The following is a 22,237-nucleotide window of genomic DNA, read 5'->3' as shown; positions in this document are numbered from 1 at the left end:
AGGTGTTCAGTTTGTTTATCTTGCGAGGATTATAGGGGCTATTTGAGGGGATTACATCTCCCCTCAATTCAGTATCGAGGGGAGAGGCGAGAACACTAGTTGATGTCTTGCACATTCATAACCAGTTGTTCCCAGTTGCGTTGGTTTTCGATGTCATGCTCTAGGCCTTGTTCATCAGCTATCTGGAATCGTTTTACTGCCGGCGTCTTGCTGGTGGCTTGATACAGCCAGTAGGCTTCAGCTTTCAACGCTTCATCTATTGGTTTGTCGATAGATTCATAAACCATCTGTTTGCATACGTTGATGGATTCTGCTGGGAATTTTGAGATTCGCTGGGCAAGAGCGTCCACATAGGGGCCAATCTCGTCAGGCTCCAGCGCTTTGTTGATGGTGCCATAGGCCTCGGCTTCATCTGCAGTAAAGTCACGAGCGCTAAGGATGATTTCTAATGCTCGACCTAGACCAACCTGACGAGCCATACGAGACGCGCCACCACCACAGGGTAGAATGCCCATACCCACTTCCATCTGCATGAATTTGAACTTGCCCTTCGCGGCGAAGCGCATATCACAGGCCAGAGCAAACTCATGACCGCCACCTCGAGCAAAGCCTTCTAGCTTAGCGATAGTTGCCTGTGGCACCTTGCTGATTCGTTCCAGAACAGCTTGTAGGTCGAGCACTTTAACTTCGTCTCGGGATACAGTCTCGGTAGACATCTCTTTAAGCAGGTTTGTGTCGTAGTGACAAACCCAGATTTCGGGATTTGCGGATTGAAAGACCACGACCTTAACGCTTCGATCGCGCTCTAGTCTTAAAGCAAGGCCGTTGAGGTCAGCCAGCATCTCTTGTCCTTGGACATTAACCGTACCGAAGTCAAAGGTAACGTATAGGATTGCATCGCGCTGCTCAGCAGTGAAGGTGGTGTAGTTTTCGTAAGCCATAATCAATTCCTCGATTGCAAAAAACGAAGGGTTACCAATTCCTCGATAACTGCTGTTTAGATTATGACCACCTTTACCTTGAAACAATTAACTAAAATACGAAATAGAATTAACGATATTGATATGGTGCACTGGGCTTTTTGTGCATCGTCAAAACCCAAGTTGAGACGCTTATACAGATGAACATCGAACACCTAAGACTATTTATTCGAGTAGCGGCGGTAAACAACATAAGTAAGGCTGGAGCCGAGCTCGGTATTACAGCGCCCGTTGCCAGTAACCATATCATTAAGCTTGAGGAGAACTTGGGCACTAGGCTGGTGCACAGGACCACGAGAAAGGTGTCCCTGACCTCGGAAGGAGAGGCGTTTCTTGTTCATGCAAAAAGCATAGTTGAGCAGGTAGAGCTCGCTAAAGCATCTGTTGGTGTTAACAGTCATAAACCCCAAGGCGTGCTTAGAGTAACCACTCCAGCGTCTTTTGGACGCATGCACGTGGTGCCAAACCTAAAGGGGTTCTGCGATAGCTTTCCGGAACTTTCAGTAGATATCCATCTTTCGGATACCCAAGTGGATTTGGTTGAAGGAGGGTTTGATATCGCGATACGCAATGCAACCTTACCTTCGTCAAATCTGGTGGCGAGAAAACTCGTTAGCGACAAACGTATCTTGTGCGCGTCTAAAGCCTATCTAAGTGAGTTTGGTATGCCTGAAAGTGCCAATGATATTTTGAATCATCAATGCATCAATCAAACTGGTCTGGAAGGGTGGAGCCTAAAAAAAGGAAGTGAGCTGGTTAATATCAAAAAGAAAGGTGTGATTAGGCTAGACGATGGAGAAGCGGTGAGAGAGGCAGCCGTAGCAGGTATGGGTATTGCCATGTGCGCCGTCTGGCTTGTGTACAAACAGCTAAAAAGTGGTGAGTTGGTCGAAGTATTAGAGGATTATACTCTTCACGATAACGCCGCCATTTGGGTTGTGTATCCGAGCAATCAGCAAGTCGCGCCTAAGGTAAGGGCTTTTATCGATTATTTTGTGAAGGTATTTGGAGACAAACCTTACTGGGAAGAGGGTGCCGACTAGGTGGCACCCAACAGAGCTATGCTTGCGAAATTTTTCGATTAACGGATTTAGTCATAGTGAAGATGGTCACTAGCACTGCCACGTACACGATAAGTTGCATCAGGCTTGGCTTCTCCGTGTATCCAAGTAAGACATGCATCACTAAGGCAAGCCAATTACTGTGATGATCAAAATAGGGCGTAGTATCCCAAACTTGTGGAATGATTGCCGGAAAAACATCGATTGCAGTGAGTTTAGAAACCGCATTGATCGCCATTCCTGCTGAAAGGAAGGTCATGAACACCGCAAATACATCGAATACCTTAGCGATATTCACCCGAATTAGACCTAGATACATAAGTACGCCAGTGACCAGAGCGCCTAATGCTCCTAGAGAGCTTCCTACGAGTATTTCCTGAGTACTGGTGTCATTCTGACTGACCAATCCGAGTAGAAACAGTACTACCTCGCTACCTTCGCGCACTACAGTTAGGGTTGCTACAACTGCTAGCGACAATAGGGGAGATTTGGCGCTTTCTAAATCGATACTAGAGAGTTTTTGGCTGAGTTTTTTACCCTCAGATTTCATCCAAATTACTGTCCATGCGATAAGTAGGCTGGCAAAAATGAGTATGAAAGCACCGGTCAGTTTAGCCTTCAAAAGAGAGTGAATAGCGTCACTACTGAGAGCTGCGAATGCGAGCATTATTGATAGTAGGACACCAAGTGTACCGCCTGAAAGTATCCATTTTTTAGCTGAAGCGACCTGACGGGTAGCGGCTAACAGTATGGTAATTACCAGTACCATTTCAAACCCCTCGCGGAATACTATAGCGAGACTTGCAAACATATCTAAATCCTTATGCAAATGATATTTGTTTGCATTATCAGTGGTCTGTAGATGTTATGAAATAGCCATTTTTTGAAGTTAAGGTTTTATCAATACTAAGCAACTGATGGGGTATTGGTGCTGTTTAAAGTAGCCTGTCCTTAAGCTGTTTACGCTTTACTGCAAGACATTGAGCTTGGCACATTTTCTTACCGCAGATCTTTAAGCACATCTGCCACACCGTTTGTTTACTCTCACTGTTTAAGCATCTTATTTGAGAGGCGCAGATGTGTCCTTCTTGTATCAGTTGTTCTAGTTTTTCTGTGCTTAATTCCACTTGCACTCTATTGCTACTGTGATCCATAATACCGCCAATTACGCTAATGATAATCATTCTCGATAATGGCATTGTATTGAGTAACGAAAAACCTTCAAAAGAGTAAGCTTTAATCCCCCTGTAATTAGATATGCTAAATTTTGAAATTATTGGCTCGATAATGCGCTCGATCATATTCACATCGTTGAATTTCGTTAAGCTAAATAGAAATTATTATCAAACACCTGAGGGTGTTTTTTTAGACTCTGATGAGCCGCAAGATTTAGGATTTACCCGCAAAATGAGACTCTCTCATAACGACTATTTGAAGATTGCCTTTCCATTCATCGTTTCTACAGTAACTCAACCTCTTCTTGGCGCCGTGGATACAGCCGTAGTAGGGCAACTGGGTATGGCTGAGCTTATTGGTGGTGTGGCGATTGGTACGGTTATCATGAATACACTGTATTGGTTGTTCGGTTTCTTCAGAGTCAGCACCACAGGTCAAAGTGCGATAGCTCTGGGCAAGAATGATGTACAAGAACAGGCGAGCAGTCTGCTGCGCCCGTTCATGCTTGCCTTGATAGTTGGCTTATTTTTCATTTTGATGCAGCCCCTTATCTGGCAAGGCGCCATGTTGATTATCTCTCCAGAGGAGAGTGTTGCGGTTCATGCAAAAACCTATTTCGGTATCATGATCTATGGCGCGCCTTTCGTGCTTCTTAACTACGTATTGATCGGCTGGTTAATGGGGCAGGCTAAAGCTAAAGCGACCTTGTTTACTCAGGTGTTTGGTAACGTCCTTAATATAGTGCTAGATATCGTTTTTGTTTATTACTTCGACCTAGGTGTTGCGGGTGTTGCTTACGCTAGCTTAATAGCTCAGGTGACCACTTTTGCCATTGGTACCTACCTAGTGATAAACACCTCCAAGTTCTCACTGCGTGAGCATATCTCTATGGTTAAGATGTCACGCGCTGACTTGGGTGTGATCATGAGTTCAAACATGGACTTATTGCTTCGCACAGTATGCATTTTGGTCTTTTTCAACATGATGGCGCGCGTGGGTTCTAGCCTCGGTTCAGATGTTTTGGCAGCAAACGCTATCATGATGCAAGTGACCTTTATCGTTAGCTATATGTTTGATGGTGTTGCTAATGCTTCTAGTGTGTTTGCAGGTAAAGCGGTCGGTAAGAAAGATGCCACACTCCTAGAAGATGTAATTAAGCTAAACACACAATGGACGACCGGCTTTGTGGTAGTGCTGACTCTGCTTACCTTCGTGTTTAAAGAGCAGATCGTACTGTTGTTTACCGACATTCCAGCCCTTCTCGAAATCTACCTAGATATGTCTATCTGGCTGATAGTTTTCCCATTGGTGGCAGGCTATGGCTTAACCTTCTATGGCATTTTTACTGGGACGGGAACGACACGACCGGTTCGCAACTCAAGCTTTATAACGCTAATGGTTTTCCTTGTGGTTCAGTTTGTTGCTGTAGGGCTATGGGGTAATCACGGTTTGTGGCTCGCCTTTACCTTGTTCTATATTGGTCGATTCGTATTCTTGTACCCTTATATCGGACAAATTAAGGATAGGTGTTTGGCCTGATATGTTATATCATTCAGTGCAATATCTCGGGTATTCACCCCACTGCACTGCATAGTTAGAAATGAAACCAAACGCTCCTTTGCTTGAAGTCTCCAACCTAAAGATTGGTGATGACAGTAAGACTATCTTCCAGAACATCAGCTTTACCTTAGAGAAGGGTGAAACCTTAGCTATTATGGGGCCTTCAGGCATAGGTAAATCTATGCTGTCAAAAGCGATTGCGGGTTTTGTCCCTGCTGATGTTTTCGTTTCAGGAAGTATCAAGTTTGGCGGTGTAGAGGTTGCTGGCCTATCTCTTTTACAGAGAAAATCCGCGCAGCGTCCAGCGGTTATCTTTCAAGATGCTCTTCAGGCTCTCAACCCGTTAGCCACTATTGAAGCGCAGCTCAGTCTAGCTTTGAGCTCTAGCCGAACTCGTCTTAAAGATGCTGAGCTAGAAACTTTGATCCAGCTTCTATTGAAACTCGGTTTCGATGAACCAGAGAAAACTCTCGCTTGTTATCCAAGCCAACTTTCTGGAGGTCAAAGACAGCGTATCTGTATTGCTATCGCTCTGCTTGGAACTGCACAACTTATCATTGCCGATGAACCCACAAGTGCTCTCGACCCGGTAACAGAGAACGAGATCCTCAGCTTGTTTAGAAGCAGTGTTAAAGAGCGCAATCTTGGTGGCCTACTTATCACGCACGATCTGCCTGCGGCACTGGCGTGCGATAAGCTCGTCGTGATTGATGATGGTGAGATGATTGCCTATGGTACGCCGCATCAAGCTATCCATGAGAGCGAGCATAGATTCTGCGCTCAAGTTCGTGAACTGATCGGGTAGAGAAAACATGGCACATCAACACGACTTATCAGCCGACATCCGCTTCGAGGGTGTTTGCGTTCATTACTCAGCATCGCGATGGTCTAAGCGCGAAACATTCCGTGCACTTCATGGTTTAGACCTAGCTATTGGCACCGAAAATCTCGCAGTTGTGGGGCCATCAGGTGCGGGTAAATCTACTTTGATTGAACTTCTGTTTGGCTTGAGAAAGCCAACATTGGGAGAGGTGTATATCTGCGGAATGGCACTGTCTACTTCTTCTGTGAAAGACAGGATGGAACTGTGTAAGCATATTCAGCTTATTCCCCAAGAGCCACATACCAGTCTGAATCCTTATTACACCGTTCGTCAGATCTTGGTTGAGCCTATGAATAATTTGGGTATAAACGAGGATCAAGATAAACGTATCTCTGAAGCTTTGGAGGCTGTAGGTCTAGACCTTAAGCTACTTGACTACAAGCCAAAACAACTTTCTACAGGTCAAGCACAGCGCGTTGCGATTGCACGTGCGTTAGTGGTTGAGCCTTGCGTACTTGTTGCTGATGAACCAACCAGTAGCCTTGATCCCATCAGCAGGAAGCAGGTTCTAAACCTACTTGAAGAACTTCAAGACAAGCGCAGTATGCGTTTGATCTTGGTTACGCACGATTTAGACGCGGCGCAAACCTTATGCGACCACGTCCTAGTGCTAGATAAGGGACGCCTAGCCGAGTATGGCACCTTTGATAAGGTATTGGGCAACCCTCAGCACGCTACTACTCAATCTCTGATTGAGGCACAACAACTTTCAAATTCAACACATTCAAACACTTAAAAGAGAATTCCTATGCGTTTTAACATGAGTAAAGTCGCAGCAACCATCGCTTTGATCCTTCCACTTTCTGGTTGTTTCGATTCTGGCTCTGAAAAAGAGACTGCAGCGGCTACTGAAGCACAAACGACTGAAATCCATGTTGCTATGATGCAACCGCCACGTACTGGCCTATCTCCGCTTTCTGATGATGCGTTTAAGCTATCTCGTTGGAGCACTGCTGAGACGCTAGTTAACCTTAGCGACCAATCGGTAGCTGAACCTATGTTGTCAACGAGTTGGGAGCAGGTTGATGACCTAACTTGGCAGTTCGTTATTCGTGAAGGCGTGAAGTTTCATGATGGTGAGACCCTCACAGCTGATTCTGTGGTGAACTCTCTAGAGCACGCTCTAAAAGCTGCGCCTAAGCCTCGTATCCTTGATGGCATTACTTGGGAAGTAAGCAAAGTTGATGGTAACAAGGTTCAAATCAAGACAACCTTTAACGATCCATTGCTACCAAGCCGCCTGTCTAGCCCGCAACTAGCGATTCTTTCTTCAGAGGCTTATCAAGATAATGGTCGTGTAGTTCCTACGCGCCGTGGTACAGGCCCATTCGTTCTTACTCAAATAAATGGCACAACTAGCGCAAACCTAGAGCGTTTTGATGATTACTGGGGTGAAAAGGCTAAGATTGAAAAAGTTGTAGCTGAATATGTTCCAGATGGTTTTGCACGTGCAGCCGCACTTCGTACAGGTAAAGCAGACATCGTTGAAGCTGTACCAGTTTCTCAGCTAGCTAACATAGACTCTGAGCTTCTTCATGAAGTCGCTATGCCACGCACAAACACTATTTATCTAAACAGTGAATCACCGGTATTTAAGAACATTGAGCTTCGTAAAGTAGCGGCAAGTGCGGTTGATCGTGACCAGATCATCGAGATGGTTTATGAAGGCCACGCTGACAAAGCACAAGGTCTACTTGGTCCAGCTCTAGCATGGGCTGCGCCTATCCGTGGTGAAGCTGCACCGGTTGATCCAAGTCTAAAAGCGAACGGTGAAACCATCACTATTGGTACCTTTACCGACCGTGCAGAACTTCCAGAAGTAGCAGCACTTCTTAAGCAGCAGCTAGAAGCCGCTGGCTTTAAGGTAGAGCTAGACATCCGTGAATATGCTCAGATCGAAAACGATGCACTAGCGGGTAAGTTCGATGCATTTATTCTGTCTCGCGCAACTGTACTAGATTCAGGTGACCCAGTTGCTTACATGCAAAGTGACTTTAGCTGTAAGGGTTCTTTTAACCTAGGTCAGTTCTGCTCTGAGTCTGTAGACAAAGCACTAGAGCACGCGGATCTCCAGCAACTAGGTGAGCCACGTCAGAAAGCAATCATCGAAGCTGAAAAAGCGATTCTAGATGACTACGCGGCAATCCCACTATTGCACGAGCGTGTAATCCAAGGTGAGAGTCTACGTGTTGAGAACGCACAACGTGATCCACGCGAGCGTCGTCTTGTAGACCAGCAAACAGCGGTTAAGTAAAAACAAATGGAAGAGTTAGGAATAGGTTTCCTAGCTCATCTTGTTAAGCTTGATATGTTTATCTGCCAGAGAGGCGTTAGCTGATCTGGCAGTTTGTTTATAAACTTCTGATTCATTTCACTTTATTTCTCAAAGCTGAGGTTAACTACGCTATATGTCTGCTGCAAATTCGCGTATGAGTTTTGATTCGCTCATGCCTTGGATCTCGCGCATATTCTTCCTGTTTGTGGTTGCTGTATTAGTAGGTCTGATGCCAGATCTAGCTGGTATTGATCCAACACAAACCATATTGCGCGCTCGCTCTGGTCAACAACAGTTGATGACGGCAGAAGCATTGCAAGCTGTACGAGACGAACTGCAACTAGACCGTTCGACAGGGGAGAGACTGTGGGACTGGTTAGCGTCAGCAATGCAAGGTGACCTTGGCACATCCTGGGTTGATGGAACCTCAGTAGCAGAGGGCATTCGTGCTACTGCATCAACGTCTTTGTTGTTGATGAGCAGTGCAATCGTGCTAACGGTTCTGTTTACCACGGTAAGTTTCTACTACACGGTATGGAACTGGAAGAGAGGCCGTCTTTCAATGCAGCACAATAGCCTGAGCTCGGTGTTGGTTGCATTGCCCGAGTACGTGATAGCCTCGATCTTGATACTGGTATTTGCTATCTGGCTTGAGTGGTTACCACCATACGGCTGGCAAGGTTGGCAAGACCTATGGTTACCAAGTATCGCCCTTGCTATTCCGGCTACAGGTTTGCTTAGCCGATTGCTAAACGATAGCTTGCGCCGCGTTCTTAATGAACCTTGGGTGGTGACTTGGCTCAGTGCCAATATTTCTTATTTTCAGATAACCCGTTTTGCCTTTAAGCGCGCAATCAGTAACCTCATCCCTCAAGTCGCCATGATCATGATCGGCTTAACCGGTGGCGCGGTTGCGGTAGAGCTGATCTTTTCTATCCCAGGGATCGGGCGCATGATTCTGGGTGCGGCTAAGTCTCAAGACCTACCAATCTTACAAGGTGGCCTGCTGGTATTGTTGGGGTTCTCTATCTTCATTAGTAGCACCAGTATCCTTATTCAAAAGGTGATGCTTGGCCAGATGCTAAGTAGCGGCAAGCTTATCAGTAGTCACTCATCGTTCAGCTTTACCAAAAGCAGAGCGAAACTGTACAGCGCTATTGGCATCTTTGCTTTTTTGATCATCTTTACCGTTTGGGCAATGCTACGTGACCCTTATACAACGCAGTTTGGTCGCTTGATTGCTCCGAGTCTAGAAGCGCCACTTGGTTCAGATGCTATTGGTCGTGACCTCTTTGCTCGTGTAGGTGCGGGTATGCTGACCACATTGAAGGGCGGCATTATGGCTACCTTCTTGAGTCTGGTGGTGGGTGTTATTCTAGGTTTCTGTACTCGTTACAGTCAGGGGCTTATCGAGATCACTAAGGGTGTGCCTTATATCATCGCTGGCCTTTTGGTAGCAGGTTTGACGGGTATGAATCCTAACAGCGCTTTGATTGCAATCGTGCTGACTTCTTGGGCTCCATTAGCCGCTCACTGTGCGAGCCTGCTTTTGGAGGCGAGGGCACAGCCATACACGCATCTGGCTCCAACCTGGGGCGTGAAGTCGTGGAATATGTATCGCTACTATCTGTTGCCCTACGTCTTGCCACCGCTTCTACGTCATGCGCTGTTAAAACTGCCAGTGATTACCTTGAGTTTGACTTCTCTGAGCTTTATCGGTCTTGGGGTTAAGCCGCCAGAACCGGAGTGGGGTTTGTTGATTTCGGAAAACCTAGCATATATCGAGCGTTCGCCATTTGGTGTGATAGCACCGATTGCAGGCCTAGTAATGCTGGGGATTGCGGTGAATCTGCTATTTGATGATTGATATACAATCTGAAAACAACCAGAAACGAAAAAGTCCGCTTAGCGGACTTTTTTAATTAGCCGAGGAGTACAGATGTCTCAAGTAGGTGAGGCATCTCACTTTGTAAGTGAGGTTGAGAGTTGACGATGTATTTGAATCTATCGTCCATCGACTCCAGACCGACAAGTGCGGTGAATGTATCCAGCGCTTGCTGAGGGTTATCAGAGATTATCTGTGTCAGCTTGTCGAGCTTAATGTGGTTTACCTTTTCCACTTTGCTTACCGCCGAGAGCAGTTGGTGTGTGGTTAATTCAGGCATTTGTGTGCTTCCAAAAGAGAATGGTATTTGTAGTTTTACCCGAGATAGTATCTCAGCTTTGGGGTTAAAGAATTGATAAAGGTCATAGTGTAAGCGCGTGTAATTAACGTGAACTAAGTGTCAGTTTGCCATTTGCATCAAATATTCACGTGGTTTATGGATAATTATGCGCACTAGCGCATATACTTACCCTATGCACTGAACAAGGATGGTTCATCGCTATGGGAAGCCTATTTGAAAAAATGGTGTTCCTTCATGATCTTGTTAAGGAAGAACAAGTGTCGGACGAGCACCAAATCGATTGGCAGGTATCTGAAACTGCCATGCAAATCACCAAGCATCTCTTCGGTATAGAACTTATGATCACTTACGCCCAGCTAGAGGGCAATTCAGTTGTAGTAGGGGACGACTCGAGCAACTGGTTTATGTCTATTAGCCTTTACGAGGGTACTAAGCGCAAAGGCTGTCAGATGTATATGGTTCGCAATGACAGGACTGTGTGTGAATTAGACCTAAATCGTTATCATTAGAGTTAACGGAACCTAACCGATTCGAGCGCTTAAGATGAAAAAAGAGCAACACATGTTGCTCTTTGTTGGTTATGGAGTGGACGAAGTTTGGCACACTGCGTTTGGAGGGGGATCTAATAGCGTACCTGAATCATTCACATAGGGCCGGTACACTCCCAAGCTTTCCGAAGGTAGGGTTGTTTCAAAGGCGTCAATATTAGTGAGCGTCCCGAATAAACCTGCTAGCACTGAAAATGAATAACTGAAACCCGAGATCCTAGCTCTTACATACCGAATAGTTCCGAATCCAGACTCGGTAGTTGGGCTAGAAACCGAACCGCCAGCTTCATCAAGGTAATCAATGTCCAAGGTTAGGGTAGTCAGATCAATGGGCGAGTTGTAAGTAGAACCGAAATCTGTGGTGTTGAGTGTACTGTCATCAACGATGAAACAGACAGTAGCCAGCCTTGCCGCTTTGCGCGTTATCTCATTGAGCATTTGTAGAGAGAAAAGGAATCTCCCTATTTCTATTATCCCGAATAGGAGCAACAGTAGCACCGTACTCACGATCGTGAACTCGATTATCGCTAGACCACCTTCTTTTCGTTTTTTAATGAATGTCATGTGCCCGTCCTACGCATCGACGCGGACGCAGTCAAGTCCATGGAAAGTGAGGTGTTAGTAAAAGGAATCTTAGAAAAGATAGGTACATAAGAATAAACTGCAGAAACGGTAACATGCTCTGCGTCAGAAGAATCAACAGAAACGTCACTAGTGGATATTCCGGAAAGAACCTTTTGTGATTCAGTGCCGGAAGACCTCATACCGTAAACCACTACGTTTTTGATTTGAGAATCTGGTGCAAGGGCGCCATCTGGTTGTGAGCCATAAATGTCAACCAAAGCGTACCTAGCGCCTGCTTGCACTGCCTTGTTTAACGTTGTGTATTGGATAAATATTCTACTGATTTCAACGATGCCGACTAATAGAATTAATAGCACCGGTAGTACCAGCAGCATTTCAACTGCTGCTACGCCTCTTTCTTTTGAGTTCGAACTGTCCATGTTACGAAGCTCCTGTTGCTAAGTCTCTGTAGAGTTGGATTTTGTAGGGGCCCGTTGCGGTAGGGTTTAGACCGCCACCACCACTAGGTACAGTACATCCGCTGGTGTAGAACTCACCCCAGATTACTTTTTCTTGTTTGTCATATTGCTGAGTTAAGAAAAAACAAGCAAAGCCTTTGATAGTGATAGGTTTTGCACCGTTTGTACCCTCCGAGCAGTCCACCACCGGTACAACGAAGGTTCTGCGACCATTGCCGTTTCCAGCATTGATATATTCCGCATAAGTTTTAGAGGTTGTGTCTGTATCAGGATCGGGGAACCCGTCTTCCACATTCCATCTTGAGTTAAAACCGGTGACAGGACCGTTGTTCACTCCCGGTTTTGTGTCTACTGTACCGTCGATGAAATAAACGCCTGTTTCTCCATCGGAAAATTCGCCAGGTGCTTTACCACCTATCGCGTCACCAAGACCATCAGCACCATTACCGTAGCCATCTAATCTTAAATAGTTGTAGTTACCTGAACCAATATCACCTGAGTTTGGTGCTTCTGGCTCGCATTTGTTTTTGTTCTTACATTCACCTGTACCACCACTGTTACCCTCTGTTTTACCGGCTAACTGATATTCTGTGCCGACGTCATAACCGAAGGTTGTTGACCCCTGTTCACAAATTCCGACGGGAGCGATGTTTGAACTGTTTTGAATGCCTGAACTGCGGCCTGCTACAGCACTGGCTTTAACTGATTTACTTAAACCGAATACTTGAATAAGAAAACTTTGCAAACCGTGTCCCTCTACTGCAACACGGGTATAGATGTCCAAAGAGGTGCTAAGTGCACTAGCAGCAGGAAAGGTAATAGGATTGTTACTGAACTGCACAATAACGGATGTGCCATCGCTTGATTGGAAAGTGAACTCTTTTGTCGCTGCTGAATTTGCTTGGACGCCAACTACATTTAAGTCCAGTTCATCGTTACCGGCGGCTGATGCCATCGCTTTAATGGTATCAATAGCTGCTGTGGCTGCTTGTGATACAGAAGCGCCATTCTCAAGCGCAAGAGAAGCAGACAATGCCGCTGAATCTACACCGTTTTGAACGCGTGATTTGTTCAAAATCATGTGGTTGATATCAATGGCAAGTGCAGCGAACCCGATTAGAACCAATAAACTTAAAGTAAATAGAATTACGACTAGCCCACGTTGCTTCCTTTCTCCGCGGTATTTTCTATTGATAACTCTCATAATTCCCTCTCTTAACAGCTATCAAACTATCAGGGGGAACCCCCGTAGTAGAAAGTATAGCCTAAGGTCACGGGCGATTGTTTTTTGTACAGAACTTGTCGTGTTAATTTAACTTTTGATGATGTGGATGTTACGTATTAGCTCGCTGAGTCGAAGAGTAACACAAGATTGCTCATTAAAGTCCTATGCCTGACAGTCGACATTGCTAGGAGTATTTAGGTACTCCCCGTTGTCAGCCCGATAAGGCCTGTAGACTCCCAAACTCTCAGAAGGGAGTGTGGTCTCAAAAGCATCAATGTTAGTTAATGTGCCAAATAAGCCCGCAAGTGTCGAAAAGGAATAGCTGAAGCCTGCAATTCGAGCTCTCACATACCTAACACTGCCGAAGCCAGACTCTGTAGTAGGATTCGATACGGCTGAGCCAGACTCGTTCAGATAATCAATATCCAACGTAAGAGTGCTTAGGTCGATAGGAGAGTTGAAGGTTGAACCGAAGTCTTTAGTGTTTAGCGTTGAATCGTCGACTATAAAACAAACTGTGGCTAATCGAGCTGCTTTTCGAGTTATGTCGTTCAGCATTTGAAGTGAAAATAAAAAACGGCCAATCTCGATAATTCCAAATAGTAATAATAAAAGTACCGAACTTACTATGGTGAATTCTATTACCGCTAGACCACGTTGTTTGTTAGTTTTTTTCGAACTCATGAGCCTGTCCTGCGCATCGTCGCGGATGCTGTTAAGTCCATAGATAGAGAAGTATTAGTAAATGGTATCTTGGAGAAGATAGGCGTGTATGAATAGACCGCGGAAACAATAACGTGCTCAGCATCGGAAGAGTCAATTAAAACATCAGATGACGAAAACCCCTTTAAGATCTTTTGCGCTTCAGTTCCGGTAGTACGGATGCCGTAGACTACGACGTTCTTTATCTGCGAGTCGGGTGCTAATGAACCCGTAGGCTGAGAACCATAAATATCGACTAGCGCGTATCGAGCGCCAGCTTGCACCGCTTTATTCAGGGTGGTGTATTGGATGAATATCCTACTTATTTCTACTATGCCAACCAATAAAATAAGAAGAACTGGAAGAACGAATAGCATCTCAACAGCGGCTATCCCTTTTTGCTTTGATTTAAAACCGTCCATGTTAGGAAGCCCCTGTAGCAAGATCACGATATAGTTGGATCTTGTAAGGGCCAGTAGCGGTAGGGTTCAGACCGCCACCGCCGTTAGGTACAGTACATCCTTGACTATAAAACTCTCCGTATATGATCTTGTCCTTTTTGTCGTATTCTTGGGTTAAGAAAAAGCACGCAAAGCCCATAATAGTCACCGGCTTGGCACCATTAGTGTTACCTGAGCAGTCAACCACGGGAACTACAAAAGTACGACGCCCATTGCCGTTATATTCGGAATAGTTAGTCGCAGTAGTATCTGTGTCAGGTGCTGGGAATCCATCCTCTTGATTCCAGCGAGAATTGAAACCAGTAACTGGACCGTTGTTAACACCAGGTTTTGTATCTACTGTTCCGTCGATGAAGTAAACGCCAGTTTCACCGTCCGCAAACTCTCCTGGAGCCTTGCCACCAAGTGCATCACCAAGTCCGTCAGCTCCGTTACCATATCCATCCAATCTAAGATAGTTGTAATTGCCTGAACCTATGTCTCCTGAGTTAGGTTCTTCATCACACTTGTTTTTGTTTTTACAGCTACTATTTCCGCCACTATTTCCTGAAGTCTTACCTGCTAATTGATACTCAGTCCCTATGTCATATCCGTAGTTTGTTGATCCTTGCTCGCATACTCCAATAGGAGCAAGGTTCGAGCTGTTTTGTACGCCAGAACTACGCCCAGAAACAGCACTCGCTTTCACAGACTTATTGATGCCAAAAACCTGGATTAAAAAGCTTTGCAAGCCGTGCCCGTCTACAGATACTCGCGTATAGATATCTTCTGCGGTGCTAAGAGCGTTAACAGCGGGGAAAGTGATAGGGTTGTTGCTAAATTGAACCGTAACCAAAGTGCCATCATTTGATTGATATTTGTATTCTTTGGTGGCTACTGAGTTGGATGACAGTCCAATCACGTCAAGGTCTAACTCATCATTGCCGGCAGATTTAGCCATTGCCTTTATTGTATCTACGGCCGCTTCAGCAGCTTTTTCAACTGTAACGCCTTTTTCTAGCGCTATAGACGCTGAAAGTGCTGCGGAATCGACGCTATTCTGGACACGAGACTTATTAAGTATCATGTGGTTTATATCGATGGCTAAAGCAGCAAAGCCCATCAGTACAAGCAAACTTAATGTAAACAGAACGACTACAAGACCCCCTTGCTTCCTTGCAAGAGGTTGTGCTGTCTTGATAACTCCCATAAATCCCTCTTCAGCTAGTCATCAATTTAAACGTTTGAATATGAGAAAAATCTCTAACATTCATATAGTCAGTGTAGAGGAGCAATGTAGAAAATTGTTAATTTTAAGTCGATCTATTTAACAAATTTAAGTGAACGGCGTATTTATAAAATATGGAGTGCTAAGTAACTAAAAATATACATGAAGTTGGGAGGACTCATGAATATTTTTTCAAGAGGTGAATACAAATTGAAAGAAAATTGTATTCACTCCCTTGCGCTCCCACGTAGCGATTGACCTTTATTCAACCCTTAACGTGGCCGTTTCAGATAAAGTGAGCGGAGACGGGATTGTTGGGTAATCAATAATAGTGCTGAACTGCCTAGTGACAGTCACATCGACATACATTTCAAACCCATCACTGCATGAGCTTTTTAAAGCACAATCATAGTTTGAGTTGTCTGGTGAGGCACAAACACAGACTGAATTTGCAGTTACCGAGATAGGACTGTCGGCATCTGTAATAAAGTCATCTTCTTGTGCAAGGTTGGTTAGAAGGGTTGTATCTGTAGCATAGGTAGCGCCACGTGAGCCCATCGCAGCAGCATTTCTTGCCGCAGAAGCAGTTGAGATGGAATAGTACATAACCCTACCAAAATCGACGATAATTACGAACAGTAGGATGAGGATAGGGGTTACGATAACCGTTTCTACAGCGGCAAAGCCTGTTTGGTTAGTTTTTCTACTCATAATCTACTCCACCAAAGCTACACCAGAGTTACCCTTTAGGGGATTCATATCATCGGCTGGGCGGTTTAATGTCACCTGAGAACCACTGGAAAGGGTCAGGTATTTACTAATCAAGATAACGTTGCTATCCAAACCACCAACCGAACCACTGGAAAATTCCATATTGTGTTTTGGAGCATATATCACCCCATCAAGAGTTACATTACTGCCACTCTCGAAGGTGACTATCGGTTTTTCATCGTCGTTGAGTTTAGTCTCTTTGTCGCCCGCGGACCAAAACAAGATACCTTCAGTCCCGACACACCCTCCAGAGCTACATTTAGGCGCACTTAGATCAAGGGTTGAACCTGACTGAACGCCAATAGGGTTTTGGCAATCACTGCTACAATGGGAAACAACGGTTACACCGTCACCAGAAACGTTGGCGCCGTTGGAAACAATGAAGTCTCCATTTTCCATAACGTAGGTGCCAGGGTCCATTTCGAAGTACCCGCTATCTAGCTCCAGTCCTTTGCAGTAGTCTCCGGCAGTTACCTTTTTAGGGTTGTTCTTTGAACCACCCGTGATTTTCTTGGTGCTGGAACATGAACCTGTGGACATGGGTAGTTCTAATCCTTCTAGGGGATCTGAAGCCGGTGCAGACATTTGAGCAAGGCAGTTATCTGTACCAGTACACTTTACTTTGCCCTCTATCTGATTGTGTTTGTTGGACATAGTTTCTATGGTGGTTGCCTCAAGATGCGTATCACTGTCCATGTAAAGTCCACTTGAGCCTTTTAGATTGGCAACGATGCCACATGTGGCAATTAGGCTTGATGGGCTACTGCTCAAATAGAACATCTTTTCTACATTATCTTCACCCAATACATAAACGCAGTTCTCGTTTGCTTCACCGCCAACTAACGCGGTTGCGTTGGCAGAGTATGTGAGAGTGTCCATGCCAACAATTCCCAAGAAAAAGGTATCGTGGGTGTATTCAACTTCAACTTGAACCGCCGAAGTGTTGTCTATGTAGTGGCCGTATGTAGGAGGCCAGTTCATGTCGACATCTACATCATCATCCCCATTTCTAAATCCATGTGACTTAGTCGAGGCTCTGGCTTTCTTTCTTATATCGTTGTTTTCGCCACCAGCCATTAGCGTGTAAGCACCATTAAGGGCGGCCGCATCCGCTGCAGTTTGGAGCTGTCTCTTTTTGTAGTACGCATAACCGGTATCTAGAACTAATCCAGCGATCGCCAAAAATACAAACATAGCTAGGGTGGCAAAAACAACAATCAATCCTGATTGTTTTTTGTAGCTCGCTGGCGAGCGAGAGGGGAGAAATCGCATAAACACTCCTTGTTTAGAATTTCTTTTCTATAAAACTGTAGTGTTTATCTCAGACTGAAGCGAATCGATCTATGGGTAGAGGTTCCATTAGATTCATATGTATCTGTTTTTGAGAGTTAGCTTGAAGGTTAAGCAGGTTAAGTTGACATGTAGTAACACGGCCACTAGGTGGAGAGTGAGCCGAGGATCACTCTCCTATGGCAAGCTATGTAGAGTTATTCTGTAAAATTCGCTTCGGTTGTTTCGTTTTTGACGACAGAAATATTTTGTTGGGCCTGATATATCAGAAAATCTTCCAAGCTGTTTTCAACGTCGTCATCTGCATTACAACTGTAACCTAGGGAATAGATCCCTGCTCCAAGGAACCCAACCTCATAGGAGTAGGTGTTAGTATCTTGATCGAAGATTACATTGGCTGATGTGGTAGGCGCTACTTGATTGTCTACAAATTCATCGTTGAAGCCTTTCATATTTTCTAGGGCAACAGTCCCAGAGTAGACATACACTGCACTAACCGCATCGTCAGGGTTTCCGCCTGCACAGGTTGATACTAGGTTAACATCGACTGTACCTGAGATGTGTCCAGATTCTACTTCGTTAATTAGCTGAACAGAGGTGCGTTGTATTGTGTAGTAATCTTTGTTGCCTACGGGTGCTTTCAATCCTCGACGTAAATCAAACTCAGCCACAAAGTCATTATTACCATTGTTCACACTGAAGGTTTTATTGAAGTAAAGGACGCCTGCACCGTCTTCTTTACCTACACCTTGTGGGCAAGCACCGTCACCTTGAACTTGTAGAGGGTAGTGTGGGCCGGTTTCTAATTCGCCTTCTATTACGTGTGAGTAACGCTCGTCTTGTTCAACACCGTCCAGTACAAACAAGCAAAGCTTATAGTCACCTGCAGGTACCTCTACATCAGTTACAAGCGGAGCGATACTTGCTCCTTGATAATCCAATAACTCGACACTGACATTGCCGTTTTCGTCTATATCACCAGTTGTAAAGTCAAGCTCAATAGGGTCGCTACCATCTTGTGGGAGTAATACTGCGCGGTTATACACCGCAGTTACCGAAGAAACATCATCAATAGGAGCATCCGATACCCCGAGGCTGAATTTACCGGTAGTACTATTGCCACCGTCACTATCGCTACCACAACCTGTAAGTGCTATGGCTAACCCTAGGCTTATTACTGAATATTTTAACAGTTTCATCTTGTTGTCCCTTTGCACTGCTCGTTTTTAAGTTTAGTTGCATATAATGCGGGAGAGTCTAAAGGCCTAGGAACAAGGCATGTCATGTACGGGTTAGCGGTGTGTGAGAGCGTGTTTCTAATTGTTATATATGAGACCAGTGGTTATCCCAAACGAGCGCCGGACCGTTGTAAATAGACACTTTATCGCGATTAGTAGAGATGATCTGACCCAAATAATTATTAGTGTAAAAACCGCTATTAGTCGTCGCAATACCACAGGCTTCACGCTGATTTAGGCTTGTTATCTGTTGACCACTAGCCTTATCAAAAACAAGCAATAGATTGGCACGAGGCGCACTGGCAACCACCGTTTTTTTAGTCACCCCAATGCTACCGATATAGTCAATTTTGTTGTGCAATCTATTTGAAATTAGAAGCTGTTTAGCTTCTTGATTACCCAACTTATGCCTCATTATTAGTTGAGGGTGTGTTTCAATTGCTTCTCTTTGTAATTGCTGAGCAAAGAACACCTCGTCTTTATCATCTACAGCTAAATGGCGAATAGATAATTGGTGATCTGAGAGTGACACGGTCTGTAAAACCTTCCCTGATTGAGGATCTAGGTAGGCTATTTGTGGTTTCATCGAGCTGAGATTTATTTTGTCTCGTCCATGAGTCTGGATTCCGCCAACCGCGATTACTAGAACCCCTGTAGATAACTGAGCTATTTGATGAGGGCCAATACCAAAGCCTGTCCACTCACCAATACGTCGATACTTGTTTGAAGCATCATAGATACCAATTACGCCCTCGCAAGTGTCAGTCACTCCCTCGGTTGTATACAGAAGTGAACTGTCGTTGTCATATACACCATGACCATAGAAAAAGCGGTCTTTCGGTGGTTCCAAACTTTGTAGTTGTGCACCTGAATCTGCGTCTAGGATATCGAGATAGTAACCGGGTCTGCGCGCAAAGACGCCAATGTGATTTGTTTTCTGGCTATGTGCTACTGAATGTCCTCGTGAGGCTAGCGGATGGGTGTAAAGAAGCTCGCCACTGATATTGGTAGCAGCAAGCATATAGTTACCTTTACCGTCAGTGGCGCAGCCTACAAGTTTCGAGCTGGTGGTAGGTTTTGGTCCTGATGAAGCACAACCGGTAACAAGGGCGATACCGGTTAAAGCACTTAGTTGCAGGAACTCACGTCTACTGTGTAGGTTAGTCGCCATCTGTGGAATTAAACCCTACTACTATACCGAGCTCTTGTGCCGCCTGTTCATTGATGAGGTACTTTAACTGATCAATCTTGTTTAGCTGGGACAGAGCCAATTTATACCCTTGTTTGGTTTGTATGCTTTCAAACAGGGAGTCCTCTTTTGGCCATGTGGCAATTGTGTCTGACAAGGTCGATGCGATTAAAGTCGATAACCTAGGATCTTTGGCCTCAAGTAGAGTCATTAAACCGTTTTCAGCGTGCAGTAACTCATCTAACGCGACTAGATTAGAGTAAAGGTTTTGATAAGAGACCTGTGAGCGCCAAGATTCTGCAAAATAAGGCCTTGGGTTACCTAAATTTGCTAGTGGCAGTGACAATTTCTTACTCATTCTATCGAGTTTATCGCTAACCAGACTCAGGTATTGTTTTTCCCACTGTGCTTGGCTTAGCCCTTTCCACGGGTTGGTAAGCAAACTCTGTTTATAGCTAACTGATGTGTCGACTAAACTGGCGGAAACTGTGGTTGCTAGGGAGCAACGGTCTTGGTCCAACTGTGGCTCATATAGAAGCCATTCGAGCGCAGTTAAACCCTGTAGGGTGGCGCTTTGGTTCTTTAAATCCGGAAGGCCGATATCTGGATTAGTGCTGAGTACAGACTTTAACTGTCGACCCGTAGTGTCTTTCTTATCTGGCCAAAATTGTACTTTCCAAGTCAAGGCATCTGCCTGCGGGACGTTGATGTTTCCGCCTTGCAGGTACATCCAGGTTTGCATCGTCTCAGACCATTGAGCTTTGGCTTCTTGAGGGTCTGAAAGGCACTTGTTTGTAATCTGTTGGCTTAGCAGTTGAGCACTGTTTTCGAACTTGGTTGCATTGGTAAAGTAGAGCTCATATACACCCTGACTTGGGTGCTGTGTTTTCTCGGCAGTTACTGGTGCTGTTTTGTCAGCTTGTTCTGTTTGTGGGCTAGAGCACCCACTTAAGGCCGCTATGGTAAACATAGCAATGAGGCTTTTATTCATGTTTTGTATCCCTATAGCGACTGCAGGAAAGCAATCAGTGCATCACGCTCTTGTTTGTTGAATTTAAGAACGGTTTGTTTGCTGTTTTCTGCTTCGCCGCCATGCCACAGCACAGCTTCCATTAGGTTTCGAGCACGGCCATCATGTAGGAAGTAGGTATGTCCATTTACTTCCTCGGTGTAACCTATGCCCCATAGAGGAGGAGTGCGCCACTCTTGTCCGTTGGCAATAAATTCACCGCGATTGTCAGCAAGACCTTCTCCCATATCATGCAAGAGTAAATCCGTGTAAGGGTGAATTATCTGTTCGGAAAGTGCAGGTTTATCGTCAACTTTAGCCGTGGTGACGTCTACTTTATGGCATGATTCACAACCAGAATTTGCAAAGAGTTGTTGACCTTTGACGACTTGAGGATCGTCAACATTACGCCTTTGGGGGACAGCTAGGTGCTGTGTGTAGAACTCCACGAACCCAAGGATCTTATCGCTAACCTCTGGCTTACCACCATTAGGAAGTTCGTTACAGATGCTTTGGTTTTGACTGCAGTTTTCTGCGGTAAACAGTGAGGTTGTCAAACCAACATCCCCATTAAAGGCTGCAGCATTTTGTTGGTTAAGTGTCGGTTGACCCGCTTTCCAGCCAAAGCGCCCAACTGTTGTTTGCTGGGTTTCTACACTCCAAACCTGATTAGCACGACCTGAGATTCCATCATCGATAGAGGCTTGTTGCTTGGCCCAAGTGAGGATTGTTTCTTCAGGAATAGCCTCTAACAAGCCTAATCCGATCATTGGTGGTGCTACGCGGGCTGACATTTGTATGTCTTTAGCCATTGGGCCGTAAGCGAGGTCGACTATTTCAAGCTTAGGTTTTCTTAACTCTACGGTATGCCCATCAGAGAATGTTTCTACATGGGTGGTATAGGTGATCTTAATTTGACCTTCAGGTTTGGCACCTGTGGTTGAGAAGTCTTGTAGTTGCCCGCCATACGTTGGGTCAGGAATATTGCCATCTGTGATCAGTCGAGCTTTTTCGTCTTCTGTTTTGGCTGGAACAGAGAGTCTTACTAGCATTGAAACAGCGTTGCGGTCATTTAGCTCAGGCGGGTGGCCACGACCATCCTTGATGTGGCAGTTTTGACAGCCGTTAGTGTTGAATAGCGGACCCAAACCATCTCTTGCATCTGTACTAGCAGGGGCTTCTACCCAAGGGTTTCTGAAGAAACTATTACCGACACTAAAGTCTAAGCGACTGGTCATAGGCAGGTTAGCTGCGGGAAGAGAGTAGGCATTGGCCCCTTGCTGTTTTACCGTGGTGGCACCGCCGGAGCGAGTATCGTAGGCATGCGCAAAGAAGGTTGCGCCTAGGGTTGCGCAAAGTAAGGTGTGGCGAGCTAGTTTCATGCTGAGTTCCATTCAAACGACAAAAGGGCTCGCTGGGAGCCCTTAATAGAT

Annotated in this window: 23 protein-coding genes and 1 pseudogene; 7 read left to right on the top strand and 17 right to left on the bottom strand. The window is 45.2% G+C overall.

Annotated features, from left to right (window positions below; genetic code table 11):
• Positions 1-95 precede the first annotated feature (95 nt).
• Entirely contained in the window at positions 96-941 is an 846-nt protein-coding gene (locus tag Pcarn_RS21065) for an enoyl-CoA hydratase/isomerase family protein (RefSeq protein ID WP_261836287.1), read from the bottom strand.
• Positions 942-1,120: 179 nt separating this feature from the next.
• On the opposite strand from Pcarn_RS21065, the gene Pcarn_RS21060 reads away from it, so the two are divergent.
• On the top strand, positions 1,121-2,023 hold the full coding sequence (locus Pcarn_RS21060) for a LysR family transcriptional regulator (RefSeq protein ID WP_261836286.1): 903 nt from the start codon (positions 1,121-1,123) through the stop codon (positions 2,021-2,023).
• A 16-nt stretch (positions 2,024-2,039) separates the two neighbouring features.
• Here the strand turns inward: Pcarn_RS21060 and Pcarn_RS21055 are convergent, their stop codons facing one another.
• Together Pcarn_RS21055 and Pcarn_RS21050 are read right to left on the bottom strand one after the other, a co-directional pair.
• Positions 2,040-2,852, bottom strand: coding sequence for an FTR1 family iron permease (locus tag Pcarn_RS21055; protein ID WP_261836285.1), 813 nt, complete (start codon positions 2,850-2,852; stop codon positions 2,040-2,042).
• Between the two features lie 124 nt (positions 2,853-2,976).
• On the bottom strand, positions 2,977-3,342 hold the full coding sequence (locus tag Pcarn_RS21050) for a hypothetical protein (RefSeq protein WP_261836284.1): 366 nt from the start codon (positions 3,340-3,342) through the stop codon (positions 2,977-2,979).
• Between the two features lie 106 nt (positions 3,343-3,448).
• On the opposite strand from Pcarn_RS21050, the gene Pcarn_RS21045 reads away from it, so the two are divergent.
• The 5 genes from Pcarn_RS21045 (at position 3,449) to Pcarn_RS21025 (ending at position 9,802) form a co-directional block, all read left to right on the top strand.
• Positions 3,449-4,756 carry an MATE family efflux transporter gene (locus tag Pcarn_RS21045; protein ID WP_261836283.1) on the top strand — a complete coding sequence of 436 codons (1,308 nt, stop codon included), beginning with the start codon at positions 3,449-3,451 and terminating at the stop codon, positions 4,754-4,756.
• 61 nt (positions 4,757-4,817) lie between these two features.
• Positions 4,818-5,582, top strand: a complete 765-nt coding sequence (locus Pcarn_RS21040) for an ABC transporter ATP-binding protein (RefSeq protein ID WP_261836282.1) — start codon at positions 4,818-4,820, stop codon at positions 5,580-5,582.
• Positions 5,583-5,589: 7 nt separating this feature from the next.
• On the top strand, positions 5,590-6,396 hold the full coding sequence (locus Pcarn_RS21035) for an ABC transporter ATP-binding protein (protein ID WP_261836281.1): 807 nt from the start codon (positions 5,590-5,592) through the stop codon (positions 6,394-6,396).
• 12 nt (positions 6,397-6,408) lie between these two features.
• The gene (locus Pcarn_RS21030; protein ID WP_261836280.1) at positions 6,409-7,914 is read left to right on the top strand and encodes an ABC transporter substrate-binding protein; all 1,506 of its coding nucleotides are present in this window, start codon (positions 6,409-6,411) and stop codon (positions 7,912-7,914) included.
• 154 nt (positions 7,915-8,068) lie between these two features.
• On the top strand, positions 8,069-9,802 hold the full coding sequence (locus Pcarn_RS21025) for an ABC transporter permease subunit (RefSeq protein ID WP_261836279.1): 1,734 nt from the start codon (positions 8,069-8,071) through the stop codon (positions 9,800-9,802).
• Between the two features lie 55 nt (positions 9,803-9,857).
• On the opposite strand, the gene Pcarn_RS21020 is transcribed toward Pcarn_RS21025, so the two are convergent.
• Complete coding sequence (locus Pcarn_RS21020; protein WP_261836278.1) at positions 9,858-10,100, bottom strand: hypothetical protein; 243 nt, start codon at positions 10,098-10,100, stop codon at positions 9,858-9,860.
• Between the two features lie 278 nt (positions 10,101-10,378).
• Between Pcarn_RS21020 and Pcarn_RS21015 the strand changes: the two genes are divergently transcribed.
• Positions 10,379-10,630, top strand: coding sequence for a hypothetical protein (locus tag Pcarn_RS21015; RefSeq protein WP_261836277.1), 252 nt, complete (start codon positions 10,379-10,381; stop codon positions 10,628-10,630).
• 69 nt (positions 10,631-10,699) lie between these two features.
• Here Pcarn_RS21015 and Pcarn_RS21010 read toward each other — a convergent pair whose 3' ends face one another.
• From Pcarn_RS21010 to Pcarn_RS20955, 13 genes and pseudogenes are all read right to left on the bottom strand, one after another.
• The gene (locus Pcarn_RS21010; RefSeq protein WP_261836276.1) at positions 10,700-11,233 is read right to left on the bottom strand and encodes a TadE/TadG family type IV pilus assembly protein; all 534 of its coding nucleotides are present in this window, start codon (positions 11,231-11,233) and stop codon (positions 10,700-10,702) included.
• On the bottom strand, positions 11,230-11,673 hold the full coding sequence (locus Pcarn_RS21005) for a TadE/TadG family type IV pilus assembly protein (RefSeq protein WP_261836275.1): 444 nt from the start codon (positions 11,671-11,673) through the stop codon (positions 11,230-11,232). Before Pcarn_RS21005 ends, Pcarn_RS21010 begins: the two co-directional genes overlap by 4 nt.
• A gap of 1 nt (position 11,674) precedes the next feature.
• Complete coding sequence (locus Pcarn_RS21000; protein ID WP_261836274.1) at positions 11,675-12,793, bottom strand: hypothetical protein; 1,119 nt, start codon at positions 12,791-12,793, stop codon at positions 11,675-11,677.
• Positions 12,794-12,916 (bottom strand): annotated as a pseudogene (locus Pcarn_RS22185) (pilus assembly protein); the annotation flags it as partial.
• A gap of 183 nt (positions 12,917-13,099) precedes the next feature.
• Positions 13,100-13,621, bottom strand: a complete 522-nt coding sequence (locus Pcarn_RS20995; RefSeq protein ID WP_261836273.1) for a TadE/TadG family type IV pilus assembly protein — start codon at positions 13,619-13,621, stop codon at positions 13,100-13,102.
• Positions 13,618-14,088, bottom strand: a complete 471-nt coding sequence (locus Pcarn_RS20990; RefSeq protein ID WP_261836272.1) for a TadE/TadG family type IV pilus assembly protein — start codon at positions 14,086-14,088, stop codon at positions 13,618-13,620. Before Pcarn_RS20990 ends, Pcarn_RS20995 begins: the two co-directional genes overlap by 4 nt.
• Positions 14,063-15,289 carry a TadE/TadG family type IV pilus assembly protein gene (locus Pcarn_RS20985; RefSeq protein ID WP_261836271.1) on the bottom strand — a complete coding sequence of 409 codons (1,227 nt, stop codon included), beginning with the start codon at positions 15,287-15,289 and terminating at the stop codon, positions 14,063-14,065. Before Pcarn_RS20985 ends, Pcarn_RS20990 begins: the two co-directional genes overlap by 26 nt.
• Positions 15,290-15,568: 279 nt before the next feature.
• The gene (locus Pcarn_RS20980) at positions 15,569-16,018 is read right to left on the bottom strand and encodes a TadE/TadG family type IV pilus assembly protein (RefSeq protein WP_261836270.1); all 450 of its coding nucleotides are present in this window, start codon (positions 16,016-16,018) and stop codon (positions 15,569-15,571) included.
• Positions 16,019-16,021: 3 nt separating this feature from the next.
• The gene (locus Pcarn_RS20975; protein WP_261836269.1) at positions 16,022-17,350 is read right to left on the bottom strand and encodes a pilus assembly protein TadG-related protein; all 1,329 of its coding nucleotides are present in this window, start codon (positions 17,348-17,350) and stop codon (positions 16,022-16,024) included.
• A 215-nt stretch (positions 17,351-17,565) separates the two neighbouring features.
• The gene (locus tag Pcarn_RS20970; protein WP_261836268.1) at positions 17,566-18,567 is read right to left on the bottom strand and encodes a DUF4382 domain-containing protein; all 1,002 of its coding nucleotides are present in this window, start codon (positions 18,565-18,567) and stop codon (positions 17,566-17,568) included.
• Between the two features lie 124 nt (positions 18,568-18,691).
• Complete coding sequence (locus Pcarn_RS20965) at positions 18,692-19,777, bottom strand: DUF1513 domain-containing protein (RefSeq protein WP_261836267.1); 1,086 nt, start codon at positions 19,775-19,777, stop codon at positions 18,692-18,694.
• Positions 19,767-20,786 (bottom strand): imelysin family protein, encoded by a 1,020-nt coding sequence (locus tag Pcarn_RS20960; RefSeq protein WP_261836266.1) that lies wholly within the window; start codon positions 20,784-20,786, stop codon positions 19,767-19,769. Before Pcarn_RS20960 ends, Pcarn_RS20965 begins: the two co-directional genes overlap by 11 nt.
• A gap of 11 nt (positions 20,787-20,797) precedes the next feature.
• Complete coding sequence (locus Pcarn_RS20955) at positions 20,798-22,186, bottom strand: di-heme oxidoreductase family protein (protein ID WP_261836265.1); 1,389 nt, start codon at positions 22,184-22,186, stop codon at positions 20,798-20,800.
• Between the last annotated feature and the right edge of the window lie 51 nt (positions 22,187-22,237).

This window comes from Vibrio ishigakensis, assembly GCF_024347675.1.
Taxonomy (GTDB): Bacteria; Pseudomonadota; Gammaproteobacteria; order Enterobacterales; family Vibrionaceae; genus Vibrio; species Vibrio ishigakensis.
Note: the sequence above shows the minus strand (reverse complement) of the source record. Positions and strands in the feature narration are given on the sequence as shown.

Bases quoted from the DNA above. Each gene is read 5' to 3' on its own strand.
- Pcarn_RS21065 (WP_261836287.1), bottom strand. From the start codon at position 941: ATGGCTTACGAAAACTACACCACCTTCACTGCTGAGCAGCGCGATGCA.
- Pcarn_RS21060 (WP_261836286.1), top strand. From the start codon at position 1,121: ATGAACATCGAACACCTAAGACTATTTATTCGAGTAGCGGCGGTAAAC.
- Pcarn_RS21055 (WP_261836285.1), bottom strand. From the start codon at position 2,852: ATGTTTGCAAGTCTCGCTATAGTATTCCGCGAGGGGTTTGAAATGGTA.
- Pcarn_RS21050 (WP_261836284.1), bottom strand. From the start codon at position 3,342: ATGATCGAGCGCATTATCGAGCCAATAATTTCAAAATTTAGCATATCT.
- Pcarn_RS21045 (WP_261836283.1), top strand. From the start codon at position 3,449: ATGAGACTCTCTCATAACGACTATTTGAAGATTGCCTTTCCATTCATC.
- Pcarn_RS21040 (WP_261836282.1), top strand. From the start codon at position 4,818: ATGAAACCAAACGCTCCTTTGCTTGAAGTCTCCAACCTAAAGATTGGT.
- Pcarn_RS21035 (WP_261836281.1), top strand. From the start codon at position 5,590: ATGGCACATCAACACGACTTATCAGCCGACATCCGCTTCGAGGGTGTT.
- Pcarn_RS21030 (WP_261836280.1), top strand. From the start codon at position 6,409: ATGCGTTTTAACATGAGTAAAGTCGCAGCAACCATCGCTTTGATCCTT.
- Pcarn_RS21025 (WP_261836279.1), top strand. From the start codon at position 8,069: ATGTCTGCTGCAAATTCGCGTATGAGTTTTGATTCGCTCATGCCTTGG.
- Pcarn_RS21020 (WP_261836278.1), bottom strand. From the start codon at position 10,100: ATGCCTGAATTAACCACACACCAACTGCTCTCGGCGGTAAGCAAAGTG.
- Pcarn_RS21010 (WP_261836276.1), bottom strand. From the start codon at position 11,233: ATGACATTCATTAAAAAACGAAAAGAAGGTGGTCTAGCGATAATCGAG.
- Pcarn_RS21005 (WP_261836275.1), bottom strand. From the start codon at position 11,673: ATGGACAGTTCGAACTCAAAAGAAAGAGGCGTAGCAGCAGTTGAAATG.
- Pcarn_RS21000 (WP_261836274.1), bottom strand. From the start codon at position 12,793: ATGATTTTGAACAAATCACGCGTTCAAAACGGTGTAGATTCAGCGGCA.
- Pcarn_RS20995 (WP_261836273.1), bottom strand. From the start codon at position 13,621: ATGAGTTCGAAAAAAACTAACAAACAACGTGGTCTAGCGGTAATAGAA.
- Pcarn_RS20985 (WP_261836271.1), bottom strand. From the start codon at position 15,289: ATGGGAGTTATCAAGACAGCACAACCTCTTGCAAGGAAGCAAGGGGGT.
- Pcarn_RS20980 (WP_261836270.1), bottom strand. From the start codon at position 16,018: ATGAGTAGAAAAACTAACCAAACAGGCTTTGCCGCTGTAGAAACGGTT.
- Pcarn_RS20975 (WP_261836269.1), bottom strand. From the start codon at position 17,350: ATGCGATTTCTCCCCTCTCGCTCGCCAGCGAGCTACAAAAAACAATCA.
- Pcarn_RS20970 (WP_261836268.1), bottom strand. From the start codon at position 18,567: ATGAAACTGTTAAAATATTCAGTAATAAGCCTAGGGTTAGCCATAGCA.
- Pcarn_RS20965 (WP_261836267.1), bottom strand. From the start codon at position 19,777: ATGGCGACTAACCTACACAGTAGACGTGAGTTCCTGCAACTAAGTGCT.
- Pcarn_RS20960 (WP_261836266.1), bottom strand. From the start codon at position 20,786: ATGAATAAAAGCCTCATTGCTATGTTTACCATAGCGGCCTTAAGTGGG.
- Pcarn_RS20955 (WP_261836265.1), bottom strand. From the start codon at position 22,186: ATGAAACTAGCTCGCCACACCTTACTTTGCGCAACCCTAGGCGCAACC.